Genomic DNA, 13,018 nt, shown 5'->3' with positions numbered 1-13,018 from the left:
AAAATTTATTAATACAAATAGTTGTTATCTTTACTCTATGAACTCAAAACCCATTGCTAACGGAATTTTAAGAGCTATTGCTATTATTTGTGGTATAGTACTAATCCTTTGGTTTTTATATAAAATACAATCGGTTATTGGTTATATAGCCATTGCAGCAGTAATTTCTCTTATTGGAAGACCTGTTGTGCTCTTTCTTCGAAATAAATTAAAGTTTAAAAACACATTAGCGGTAGTAGTAACAATGACATTGTTAATGGCTATTTTTGCGGGGTTAATTAGTTTGTTTATTCCGCTAATTTTAGATCAGGGACAAAAACTTTCATTACTAAACACTTCTGATTTACAGGATAACATCGAAAACCTATATGGCGAAATTGTAACCTACTTCGATTTGCATCAAATAGATGTTGAACAATCGTTAAAAGACTCTCAACTCTTTTCTAAACTGGATTTCTCATTTATACCAGACTTTTTAAATTCTGTGATAAGTGGCCTTGGAAGCTTTAGCATAGGTTTATTTTCTGTCTTGTTTATTTCATTTTTCTTTTTAAAAGATAATGGCCTTTTTGAAAGTGGTATTTTAACCTTAATCCCAGATAATAAAGAATCTAGATGGAAGGTGTCTTCCGAAAAAATTAAGGATTTACTATCTAGATATTTCGTGGGACTTATTTTTCAAATTCTAATTCTGTTTATTATTTACACGATTGGGCTCCTAATTATTGGTGTTGAAAATGCAGTGGTTATTGCATTTTTATGCGCTCTACTAAATTTAATTCCTTATGTGGGTCCTTTAATCGGTTCCATTTTAATGATAACCCTTACCATGACTAGTCATTTAGGCGAAAGCTTTAGCGAAGTTATAATGCCAAAAACCACATGGGTATTAGTTGTTTTAGCTATAGGACAATTAGTAGATAATTTTGGAAGCCAGCCCATTATATTTTCTAAAAGCGTGAAGTCCCATCCTTTAGAAATTTTCTTGGTAATTCTTATGGCAGGTATTTTGTTTGGAGTTCTCGGATTAATAATTGCTGTTCCTGCTTATACTGCTATAAAAGTAATTTTAAAGGAGTTTCTTTCAGAAAACAAAATAGTTAAAAAGCTCACTAAAGATTTATAATTACAAGTGAACAAGGCTTTATTAAATAAAGAGGTTCAGGATTACATTTCTCAGCATATCCGTTCTGATGTCTCGTCTCTTTTACTCAAAGGAATCCCCTTTGATACAATAAGTGCTAAGGATCTTGTTGAGCAAATTGAGGCTAAAAGTAGATGTATAAAAAAGCTACCAACTTGGTTTAATACAGAAAACATTTACTACCCTAATAAACTTAATATTGAACAGACTTCTTCTGAAACCACAGCAAAATATAAAGCGAATTTAATATCTGGAGATTCAATTGTAGATCTTACTGGAGGTTTTGGTGTTGACTGTTTGTACTTTTCTAAACAATTTAAAACCGTGGTCCATTGCGAAGTCAATGAGGAACTTTCAAAAATTGTGAACCATAATTACAAACAGTTAGATGTTAAAAACATTGAAACCGTTAATGGCGATGGTATTGATTATTTAAGATCGAATGCCGAACAATTCGATTGGATCTACATAGACCCATCTAGACGACATGATAGTAAAGGAAAGGTATTTTTCTTAAAAGATTGCCTGCCAAATGTACCAGAACATCTTGATCTGCTATTTAAGTCATCTAAAAATATACTAATAAAAACATCGCCACTTTTAGACATTTCGGTAGGTTTAAATGAACTAAAACATGTTAAGACCATTCATGTGGTAGCCTTAAATAATGAAGTAAAAGAACTTCTTTGGGAATTAGAAGCTGAATATCTCAATACGCCTTCAGTTCAAACTGTTAATTTAAAAAGTATTTCAGAAGAACATTTTGGTTTTAGTAGTATAAATTCTGATTTTGTATCGGAATACAGCATGCCCCTCACCTATCTATACGAACCCAACGCAGCTATACTAAAATCTGGAGGATTCCATCAGGTTAGTCAACAGCTTAGTGTTTACAAGTTGCACCAACATTCGCATTTATACACCAGTGCAGACTTGATTGAATTTCCTGGAAGATCATTTAAAATAGAAAAATTAGTTCCGTACAACAAAAAAGAGCTGAAGAAACTTGGAATTAAAAAAGCCAATGTTACAACCAGAAACTTTCCAGAAACGGTACAACAGATACGTAAAAAATTAGGCCTAAAAGACGGTGGAGACGCTTATATTTTCTTTACTACCGATACATCAAATAAAAAAGTAGCTATTCTATGCTCAAAAATATAAACTAAAATGACAGTAAAAGATTTAGAAGGCACCTATAGCATTATTGGCTCCAACCAGAATGAAGATGACCATAATTATAGAGGAACACTTACCTTAAAAACTGATGAACACAATAGAATAGTTGCAAAATGGTTTATTCATAATGAACAAGAACAGACTGGTTATGGTTTTTACCATGCTAATATTCTCGTTATTAATTTTACGTATAAAGGAACTGACAATAAGCCTTTTTCTGGAACTGTAGTATACAAATGTTTAACAAAAGACTTACTAGATGGCTTTTGGTCAGAAGAATACGGAGATCCTAATTACTTAGGAACAGAACGTTGCTTTAGAATTGAAGGTGATTTAGAACTAAATTAAGATCTAGGTTTATCAATACCTCTATCATACATTACAATACTTCCAGCAACAGATACGTTCAAACTTAATTCAGAATTAAATTTCACTAAAAAATGGGATTTTTCAATCGCCTCTTTTGTTAGACCATGATCTTCGGCTCCCAATAAATAAACACAGCGTCTTGGATGATGAAATGTTTCTAGCGCTTCAGCCTCTTCGGTAAGTTCTACACCAACTATTCTAGCGCCCTTTGGTATGTTGTTAAAGAATTCTTCAAAGGTATCATAATGATAATACGGCATGGATTTAACGGCATTATGCGTATCACAAGCTTGTTTTGCATATCTATTCCCAATAGTAAAAATAAAGCTAGCACCTAAGTTCTGAGCAGATCGCCATAAAACCCCTAAATTTTCTGGTGTTTTTCCGTTTTGAATTCCAATACCAAAAAATTCATTTACAAAATTATCATTCATGTCACAAAAGTATTAAACCAGATTAAAAACAAAAAAGTCCTGGAAACAAATCCAGGACTTTTTATAAACCCCATTAATTTTCTCTAAGAGTTTGCTATCAATCTATAATGTCGGGTCTTAAATGTTCTGGTAAAGCGGCCATTAAATCCGTATGCGTTTCTACTGTAAACTCGCTACCTTCTTTGGCTTCTAAGTCTTTATCGTAAAATAAAATATAATCTATACCGCAGCCTTGAGCTCTCCCTGAAATAGTTAAGGTATATTCTTCACCCTTTTTAAAATTTACAACCACATCAGAGTGTCTTTTAGAGCCGTTGATGTGCCCCTCCATTTTATGAATTGAGCCCCACTTACGAACCCCACGTCCCCAAAACTTGTGGTTTTTCTTTAACTCCTCTGTCGCAAACGCAGAAGCTGTTGTAAAATCACCTTCTAATTTAAACCATAAATCATTTCTTTTATCACCTTTTTCGTAACCATCATTAGCACAATGCTCTGTACCTGGTGTACAGGCTTCTAAAGTTTGAAGCATTCGCATTGTTAGCCTAAATTTTGCTGTTTTAGGACACACAAATGTATATGTTAAAGGAGATTTTGCTGCTCCACCGTTTAAATTATTTCCTGTAAATTCTAAGTAATTATCATTTAATGCAGGTATTTCACCCGCTGTGGTTTTGAACTTATCTGTGTCTGGATAATAACCAGCCTCTCCTTTCTTTCTTAATACCCATAAGCCTAAATCTGATTTTGTAACTTCTGGCTCAAAAACAACATAATCTGGCCCAATTTTAATTCCATCCACTGTGGTTACTTCCTGTTGTTCTTCTTCCTCCTCTTCTTCAGTTTCTTCATCATCATTTTCCTCCTCAGGATCTACAATTTGGTAATCATCTGGATTTATCTCTCCACCAGAAGAACTTGAACAAGAAAAGGTAAAAACAAGAAGTAGACACAAAAGTAATTTTGTTAATCTCATAGTTGAATAGTTTAGTTAGTTATAGTAAACTCAAAACTATGGCATTACAGAAAAACAAAAGGTAAGAGTTAATTTAAAAGAAACCACATATGGTTTTTAAATACATTTTTAAGAAATTTTGTCATTGCTGTAACATTTGTAATCATTTAAATACATATAATTAGAAATCTAACAAAAAAATGATGCAAATACATAAGAATACACGCATAAAAATTTAAAAAAATTGCATAATATTGTTTGTAAGTATTTCCCTTTTACAACATGTACCACATTTAAACCAATCCTATTGAATTCTGTTTTTGACATTGCTTTTTCTTCAGTAAATATTTTACTCACCATACTTGTTCTACTCCTTATTGTATATTGGATTTTTAACATGATTTCTGGGATAGATTTTGACCTAGACGTAGACGTTGATGTGGATATTGATGTAGATGCTGATGTGGATGTAGATATAGATACCGCAACATCTATAACAGATTTGGCTAATGCAGAAATTAATAAAGAAGATGTTATAAGAGATCCGAGAAAGAAACTTGAATGGTGGCAAATCGTTTTAGTCTACTTCAATTTTGTTGGTTTACCTTTTATGTTCACGTTTACCTGTTGGATTTTCATTTGGTGGTTATGTACCGTTATCTCAACAAGTATTACGGAATCCTATAATACCAACTTTGGGTATACTTTGCTTTTGGCAGGTATTCTACCTTCATTAATTCTAACCAAACTATTCACCACACCATTTAAAGGATTTTTTAAAAACCTTAATCCCGATGGCGACGCTCCCGTGAATTTTACAGGTAGAAAAGGCATTATGTTATCAAAAATTTTTGGTACCAAAATGGGCTCTGCTGAAGTTTTGGTAGATGGCAATCCAATGGCCATTTACGTTAAGTCTTTTGACGGTGAAATCATAAAATATAAACAAGACATTCTCATTGTGAAACAGTCTGAAGATAAAAACTTTTATTGGGTATTACCTTATGAAGATGATGCCGAAACCTTAACAGATTTAGAAAATATTACATTATAATTATCAACTTAAATAAAACCAGATTTTAACTATGGAAAACATTTCTCAATTCATTGGAATTGGCGTTGGCCTAATTCTTTTCCTTATTGTAATTTACTTTGCAATAATCGCCTTATTTTATAAAAAAGTACCACAAGGTGAAGCTTTGGTAAGAACCGGATTTAAAGGTACTAGAGTTGCTACGGATAAAGGTCTCTATGTGGTGCCAGTGTTCCATAAAGTTGAAATCATGGATATTTCTGTAAAGAAAATCCAAATAGAACGTATTGGAGATAATGGTTTGTTGTGTAAAGACAATATGCGTGCAGATATAAAAGTTGCCTTCTTTGTAAGAGTAAACAATGAGGTAGAGTTTATTAAAAAGGTAGCCCAAACCGTTGGTTGTGAACGTGCATCAGATATTTCTACCTTAGAAGAACTTTTTGAAGCAAAATTCTCTGAAGCCCTAAAAACGGTAGGTAAGAAATTTGATTTTGTGGAATTATACGAAGCCCGTAGAGAATTCCGTGATGAAATTGTAGATATTATTGGTACCGATCTTAATGGTTATACCTTAGAGGACTGTGCCATTGACTACTTAGAGCAAACATCTATAGAACATTTAAAATCTGATAACATTTTAGATGCAGAGGGGATTAAGAAAATCACCGAACTTACAGCAGAGCAAAACATGAAATCTAACCTTATTAAACGTGATGAGGAAAAGGTAATTAGAAAGCAAGATGTAGAAGCACGTGAAGCTATTCTAGAATTAGATAAGCAGTTAGCTGAAAAAGAAGAGCAACAAAAAAGAGAAATTGCCAACATAAAAGCACGTGAAGAGGCCGAAACTTTAAAAGTAGCTGAAGAACAGCGCCTAAAATCTGAAAGCGCCAGAATTTCTACTGAGGAAAAAGTAAAAGTTGCTGAAGAAAATATGGCCAGACAAATTATAGTTGCCGCTAAGAACAAGCAGCGTACTGATGCCGTAGAAACGGAGAGAGTTGAAAAAGACAGAATGTTGGAGGCAACTGAAAGAGAACGTATCGTAACGCTTGCTCAAATTGAAAAAGAAAAAGTTGTAGAAGTTGAAAAGAAAAGTATTCAAGATGTTATTCGTGATCGTGTGATGCTAGAAAAAGGTGTAGTTGAAGAGCAGGAAAACATGAAGGATATCGAAGCTTTCAAATCTGCTGATAGAGAGAAACAAGTAAAAATTACCTTAGCAGAAGCAAATGCTCAAGAAGAATTAATAAAGACCATTAAAGCTGCAGAAGCCGAAAAAGAAGCCGCTAAGCAAAAAGCCGAAGAAATTAATATTGAAGCCGAAGCTAAGAAACAAGCTAGTGAAAAAGAGGCGGAAGCTAGAAAGACATTGGCAGAAGCTAAAGCCAAAGAAGAAGCTACCATTGGTATGTCTGAAGCACAGGTGATGCATGCCAAAGCCGATGCCAATGAGCGTCAAGGTTTAGTAGAAGCGGCTATTATAGAAGAGAAAGCCAAAGCTGAAGCCGCTGGTATTTTAGCCAAAGCTGAAGCCATTAAAGAAGAAGGATTAGCAGAAGCAGAAGTTATCAAAGAAAAAGCGATAGCCGATGCCGCTGGTATTGAAGAGAAAGCAAATGCCATGAAGAAATTAGATGGTGTTGGTAAAGAGCACGAAGAATTTAAACTACGTTTAGATAAAGAATTACAAGTGGACTTAGCGGAAATCAACATTCAAAAAGAAATTGCCGATGCGCAAGCGCAAGTAATCGGAGAAGCTTTAAGAGCTGCTAATATTGATATTGTTGGTGGTGAAACCATGTTCTTCGATCAGATTATCGGACAAATCACAAAATCTAAAGGAATTGACCGTCTTGTAGACCATTCAAACAACATCACAGAAGTTAAAGATGCCATTTTAGGCAGTGATGATGTAAAAGGAAATCTATTAGATAAAATCAAAGAGTTTGCCACTAAATATGGCATCTCTTCAGAAGACATTAAGAACTTAACAGTTGCCAACTTATTACTCGATTTAAAATCTAAAACAGTAGATTCTGGTGAAGCCACACTTTTTGAAAACCTTTCGAACTTAGCTAAAGGATTAGGGTTATCTGATAAGAAATTAGGGTAAAAAGTTTTTATTCATTGGCCTGTTAATTATCAGGTCAATGAATTGTTCTTCCCACTTTATTTCTTATCAAAATATAATTGGGAAAATTTTTCTATAACTTCATGTTTAGCCTATTTAAAATGAGAGTAATAACTACTATATTAATCTTATTCGGACACATTAGTTTTTCAAATACTTTGGGATTGGATGTAATGTTAGTTTCTAAAGAAAAAGGAGAAAATCAAATATACTATAATGAATTCAGCAGGAATTTTTGCAATTTCTTATGTGGACCTGATGCTTATAAAAATTCTGAATTTGAACAAATTCAAAAATTGACAGACTTAAGTCTAAACCTGTTTAGAAATTATCCTGTAAACTTAGAACCTGATACTAGCGAATTAGAATACAAACTTTATCTTGCTGAAGAAGAAAATAATCTAATCAAAATTGAACAACTAAAAAATAAAATTAAAAATACAGTAAAAAAATGGGAACAAAATTATTACTTAATTAATGATGGTTGGATTAAGGTAAGTGATTTAAAAGAATTAACGGAAAAATTGATATCCAAACTAAAAGAAAAAAGTATTCACAAAGCACTTAAGTACAATTTTAATTGGGAAAATTATTTTAAAAACGAAGTTAGGAAGTCAAAAGATAAGTTGTCCTATCTCGACCATACTTTAATTGAAGACCTAAATTCGTTATTAAAAGGCCTTGAAATAATGTCTCAAAGAGGAATAACGTATGTAGCCTTTTCCTATGGTTAAATATGTGATATACCCTGTTAAACAAACTTAAAATTATCGTCTTTAAATTTTTAGAGTTAAAGACACATAAATATGGAACAAACCAATACAGATAACAAAATACAATTAGACGGTGGAACCTACGAGATTATTCAAGGGCGTTTACAAAAACAAAAAAGCGAACTACTATCTAGACTTTCTCAGTTAAATGAGGCTCGCAAAAACGTATTTGGTAACGTTGAAACCAAACTCATAGCCAACAACCGTATAAATACAGAAAATAGCTGTATTGCAAGAGATATTGTGACCATTGGTGATATGTGCTTATTTGGGTATAATGTGCATTTCGGACTAAGAACAGATATAAAATTAGCAGATGTTTTTAGTATCTATACCTATAAGGATACGCACTTCAATATACAGCCACTTGCACCATTAGAGGATGCCACCTTTATAAACGATTTTACCAATCTCTATAAATATTACAGAAACACGGTATTTACCAAATTTGCTATTGTTGGGAATTACCTGCACATGGTCTTTCAATTAAGCGAAAGTATTTCAGATATTAAAACCTTTAAATGGCTTATTAATGATGGAAAACTACAATATATTGATAACCGTAGTGAGCACGAATTTAAATTCCCGAATCAGCATGAGTTTAAATGGATAACACCTTCAAGAGACCAACATGTATATGGTGAACATCCGCATATTTCCATTTTAGACAAGGTTTTTGTAGAGACTATTGGTGGTGATTTAACTATAAAAATCGAAGACAACACCAATGACGGTAAAGGTATCTATAGCGAACCCGTAGAGCATTTAGACCAAACCTTAGATGATGGTCAGTATCGCTATGCCGACTTAGGAAACCTTATAGCTTTAGAGATCAAACCCTTTCAAGAGGCTTCACGTTACTTTGTTTATAATCATAAAATACAAGAAGTTAAAAAAATAGAAAGCATTGCAGATGCCTGTGTGCTCTTACCAGATGACCAGGGGATTATCTTTTCTGATGGGTACTACCTGCAATCCGGTGAATTTAAGTTATTCGACAATGACGTTTCCAACGTAAAATTTAAAAAGAAAGTAAGCTCTCCTAATGGCGAAGATTTCTTGTATGTGTTTTATGAGAGCGCAAGAGGCTTATATGTCCTCATGTCTTATAATGTCATTGAACAAGAAGTCAAAACCCCAATTATTTGTAATGGGTACACCGTTCTAAGTGATGGTGAATTATGCTACTTTAAAACCGAAGACGAGCAAACCAGACACCATGTAATTCAGATCTGGCAAACCCCTTTTGTTAAAGGCGATGTTATTCCTTCGGAACACACCGATACCTTATTATACAAAATTGGCAATAAAGACATTGTAAAGGCCATGGCAGAATGTCAAGCACTCATTACCCTTCTAAATAAAGAAGATAGTTATGATGGTTTATATGATGATATTGCTAAATTTTCTAACGATATTTTAAATAGCTATTACTGGATAGCAGAGCCAGATACGTTTCTTTTAAACGAGCCCTTAGCTGAATTAAATGGTGCTGCCAATGCCGCTATTGATGAGTTTGAAAAAGTAGTACAGCTAAGAAAAACAGCTGCTGACATCACTAAAGAAACTCAGGATAAAGCCGATGGTATTTTTGGTAAAATAAAAAGCAGTTCGTTTAAATCTATTGAAGATTTTGTGGCAGTATTGTCTCAACTTAGAACTCTTAGAGGTGAAGTTATTGGATTAAACGACATACGCTATGTAGATACTGCTTTTATAAGCACTATAGAAGAAGAGATTGTAGTTCAAAACGATAAAATTTCGCAGCGCTGCGTACAGTTCTTGTTAAATGACAAGGCGCTGGAACCATATCATAAACGTGTTGCGGAAAAAGCATCCGAACTTGAAAATATCAAAAAAGTAGTTGCCGCTAAGAAATTAGAAGAAGAAGTCAATCAAATAGCAACAGATTTAGAAATGTTAATTGATATTGTTTCTAACCTAGAGATTGAAGATGCTTCACATTCTACTCAAATTATTGATAATATCTCTTTGATTTTTGCAACTATTAATCAGTTGAAAGCAGGATTAAAAAGCAAGTTAAAATCGCTTGGTGAAAAGGAAGCTTCAGCCGAATTCACCGCGCAATTAAAACTTGTAGACCAAAGTATTATCAATTACTTAGACATTGCCTCTACTCCAGAAAAGACTGATGAACTCTTAAATAAAGTTTCGGTTCAATTAGAAGATTTAGAAGGAAGGTTTGCGGACTTTGAAGATTTTATTACCCAAATAATCGAAAAGCGTGAGGAAGTTTATAACGCTTTCGAAGCTCGAAAAAACAGCCTTGTAGAAGCCAGAAACAAAAAAGCTATTGCCCTAGAATCTGCCGCTAGCAGAATTCTAAAAGGGGTGACTAAAAAAGCCATGAGCTTTAAGTCTACTGCAGAAATTAATGGCTATTTCGCTTCAGATTTAATGATTAATAAGCTTAGAGACATCATAACGGATCTTAAAGACCTAGATGATGCAGGAAGAGCCGAAACCATTGAAACAGGACTTAAAGTAGCCAAAGAAGATGCAGTAAGAAAGTTAAAAGACACACAAGATTTATATGAAGACGGTGAGAATATAATTAAACTTGGTAAACACAAATTTGGGGTTAACAAACAGCCTCTAGACCTTACCATTGTTTATAAGGATGACACTTTAAAATATCATCTTACTGGTACAGATTTTTATCAAACTATTGAAGATGACACTTTGGTAAGTTCCCAAAAGTATTGGAATCAGGAATTAATCTCTGAAAACGACCAGATATACCGCGCCTCTTATTTAGCATATAAGCTATTCTCGAATTCTGAAAATGACTTAAATGAACTTACAGAAATTGCATTACTCGACCTTATAAAAGCGGAAAGCAGTAAAAACTATTCTGAAGGCTACATAAAAGGGGTTCATGATGAAGACGCTGCTAAAATTCTAAAAACATTGGTAAGCAAGCATCATGATTTAGGACTGCTGCGTTTTGAACCAACAGTTAGAGCCTTTGGTCAGTTCTTTTGGAATGCTTTAGAACAGGATTCAAAAACGGTTTGGAATCAAAAAATTAAAGCTTCTGGCGAGGTCCTTGTAGCATTCCCTGAGAGTAAAGAATATGATGTGGTGATTAATGCCTTAAGCCATGCCTTGAAAAACTCTGAGTTCTATGATATCGTATCAGAACATTATACAGGACATACTAAAACCTTAGAACTAACTTCGGCCACTTACCTGTTTAATGAATTACAAAGCAACAATGCATTTTGTATTAGCAAAACGGCTCATGATTTATATGAGAATTTTATAAAAACCATTGAAGGCAAAAATGCATTAAATACTTTTAAAACGTCCTTAAAATGGGCATTAGCAGATCAGCACATTAATAAAAATGCCATTGAATTAGCTGTACAATGGGTAAGCTCTTATATTAAACTTCAGACTCCTGAATTTGCTGATTACACCTTTGAGGTGGTTGCACTTATACTTTTTAAAAGCGAAGCACATTCAGAAATAATTCAAATAAGTCCTATAGCCACTATTGAAGCTTTAAAAGGCAGTCACAATAGCATTGCCAATGGTAATTTTGAATTTAATTATCATCAATTCGTTAAGAATTTAAGTCAGTTTTACAACCAAGAAGTCCCTGCTTTTAATGCCTATAGAGAAGCTAAGCATAAGGTTACCGAGAACCTTAAGGAACAATTAAAACTCGAGGAGTTTAAACCAAGAGTTCTATCTTCCTTTGTAAGGAATAAATTGATAGATCAAGTGTACTTACCACTGTTTGGAGACAATTTATCCAAACAATTGGGAAGTGTGGGAGACAACAAACGTACCGATAGAATGGGTATGCTTTTACTCATATCGCCTCCCGGTTATGGTAAAACCACCTTAATGGAATATATGGCGAATCGTCTTGGTCTTATCTTTATGAAAATTAATGGACCAGCAATTGGTCATGAGGTGACTTCTGTAGACCCACTAACAGCTAATAATTCTGCAGCCCGAGAAGAGTTAAACAAGCTAAACCTTGCTTTTGAAATGGGTAACAATGTGATGTTGTATTTAGACGACATTCAGCACTGTAATCCCGAATTTTTACAAAAATTTATTTCATTAGCCGATGGAACCAGAAAGATAGAAGGGGTTTATAACGGTAAGCCTAAAACCTATGATTTACGTAGTAAAAAGTTCTGTGTGATTATGGCTGGAAATCCATACACAGAAAGTGGCGAAAAGTTTCAAATCCCAGATATGTTAGCCAATCGTGCGGACATCTATAATTTAGGAGATATTATTGGTGATACGGCAGATTTATTCAAATTAAGTTTAATTGAAAACGCCTTAACTTCAAATCCTGTATTACATCAATTAAGTAGTAAGGCTTTTGAAGACATTTATCAATTAATAGAAGCTGTTGAATCTGGAAATCAAGATGGTATAAATCTTAAAGGCAATCATACCAAACAAGAAGTTCAAGATTATTTAGCCGTTTTGGATAAAGTGGTGACCATACGTGATACGGTTTTAAAGGTAAATGAAACCTATATTAAATCGGCTGCCATGGATGATAACTACCGTACGGAACCTTCATTTAAATTACAAGGTTCTTACCGTGATATGAATAAACTAGTGGCCAAGGTTGTTCCTATAATGAACGACAAAGAACTACAAACATTACTTTTATCGCATTACGAAAACGAATCGCAAACACTCACCAGTGCCGCAGAAGCCAATTTATTGAAATACAAAGAGCTTTCTAAAACTATTAACGCAACAGAAATAGAACGCTGGCAAACCATAAAAGACACTTTCTTAAAAAACAATAAGCTAAATGGCCTAGGTGATAAAAACGAAATGGCACAAGTGCTTGCACAAATGATGCAGTTTAGTGAGCATCTAGAAGGGATTCAAAATGTTTTGAAGAAGGGGTTGGATAGGTAACTTTATTATTAACAAGCCCGAAGTTTCAAACTTCGGGTAGCATAGTAGGGTCAGTAAAAATGTACCTT

The 13,018-nt window shown here is 33.8% G+C and carries 9 protein-coding genes; 7 read left to right on the top strand and 2 right to left on the bottom strand.

The features are described from left to right. The first annotated feature begins 37 nt into the window (after positions 1-37). The 3 genes from FUA24_RS09775 to FUA24_RS09765 are packed head-to-tail and all read left to right on the top strand — an operon-like array spanning position 38 to position 2,671. A complete protein-coding gene (locus FUA24_RS09775; RefSeq protein ID WP_148541821.1) occupies positions 38-1,126 on the top strand; it encodes an AI-2E family transporter in 1,089 nt (362 codons plus the stop codon). 6 nt (positions 1,127-1,132) lie between these two features. Beyond that, on the top strand, positions 1,133-2,308 hold the full coding sequence (locus FUA24_RS09770) for a class I SAM-dependent methyltransferase (RefSeq protein ID WP_148541820.1): 1,176 nt from the start codon (positions 1,133-1,135) through the stop codon (positions 2,306-2,308). 6 nt (positions 2,309-2,314) lie between these two features. Beyond that, a complete protein-coding gene (locus tag FUA24_RS09765) occupies positions 2,315-2,671 on the top strand; it encodes a hypothetical protein (protein ID WP_148541818.1) in 357 nt (118 codons plus the stop codon). On the opposite strand, the gene FUA24_RS09760 is transcribed toward FUA24_RS09765, so the two are convergent. Next, positions 2,668-3,126 carry an RNA methyltransferase gene (locus FUA24_RS09760; RefSeq protein ID WP_148541816.1) on the bottom strand — a complete coding sequence of 153 codons (459 nt, stop codon included), beginning with the start codon at positions 3,124-3,126 and terminating at the stop codon, positions 2,668-2,670. The two genes, FUA24_RS09765 and FUA24_RS09760, sit on opposite strands and share 4 nt — an antisense overlap. A gap of 97 nt (positions 3,127-3,223) precedes the next feature. Next, positions 3,224-4,102 carry a hypothetical protein gene (locus FUA24_RS09755; protein ID WP_148541814.1) on the bottom strand — a complete coding sequence of 293 codons (879 nt, stop codon included), beginning with the start codon at positions 4,100-4,102 and terminating at the stop codon, positions 3,224-3,226. A gap of 286 nt (positions 4,103-4,388) precedes the next feature. Between FUA24_RS09755 and FUA24_RS09750 the strand changes: the two genes are divergently transcribed. From FUA24_RS09750 to FUA24_RS09735, 4 genes are all read left to right on the top strand, one after another. Next, on the top strand, positions 4,389-5,135 hold the full coding sequence (locus FUA24_RS09750) for a hypothetical protein (protein ID WP_148541812.1): 747 nt from the start codon (positions 4,389-4,391) through the stop codon (positions 5,133-5,135). Between the two features lie 31 nt (positions 5,136-5,166). Further along, a complete protein-coding gene (locus FUA24_RS09745) occupies positions 5,167-7,233 on the top strand; it encodes a flotillin family protein (protein ID WP_148541810.1) in 2,067 nt (688 codons plus the stop codon). A gap of 119 nt (positions 7,234-7,352) precedes the next feature. Then, positions 7,353-7,985, top strand: coding sequence for a hypothetical protein (locus FUA24_RS09740; protein WP_148541807.1), 633 nt, complete (start codon positions 7,353-7,355; stop codon positions 7,983-7,985). A gap of 72 nt (positions 7,986-8,057) precedes the next feature. Then, entirely contained in the window at positions 8,058-12,950 is a 4,893-nt protein-coding gene (locus tag FUA24_RS09735) for a DNA repair ATPase (RefSeq protein WP_148541805.1), read from the top strand. Positions 12,951-13,018 lie beyond the last annotated feature (68 nt).

This window comes from Seonamhaeicola marinus, from assembly GCF_008085455.1.
Note: the sequence above shows the minus strand (reverse complement) of the source record. Positions and strands in the feature narration are given on the sequence as shown.

Coding starts and splice junctions, on each gene's coding strand:
- FUA24_RS09775 (WP_148541821.1), top strand. CDS start 38: ATGAACTCAAAACCCATTGCTAACGGAATTTTAAGAGCTATTGCTATT.
- FUA24_RS09765 (WP_148541818.1), top strand. CDS start 2,315: ATGACAGTAAAAGATTTAGAAGGCACCTATAGCATTATTGGCTCCAAC.
- FUA24_RS09760 (WP_148541816.1), bottom strand. CDS start 3,126: ATGAATGATAATTTTGTAAATGAATTTTTTGGTATTGGAATTCAAAAC.
- FUA24_RS09755 (WP_148541814.1), bottom strand. CDS start 4,102: ATGAGATTAACAAAATTACTTTTGTGTCTACTTCTTGTTTTTACCTTT.
- FUA24_RS09745 (WP_148541810.1), top strand. CDS start 5,167: ATGGAAAACATTTCTCAATTCATTGGAATTGGCGTTGGCCTAATTCTT.
- FUA24_RS09740 (WP_148541807.1), top strand. CDS start 7,353: ATGAGAGTAATAACTACTATATTAATCTTATTCGGACACATTAGTTTT.
- FUA24_RS09735 (WP_148541805.1), top strand. CDS start 8,058: ATGGAACAAACCAATACAGATAACAAAATACAATTAGACGGTGGAACC.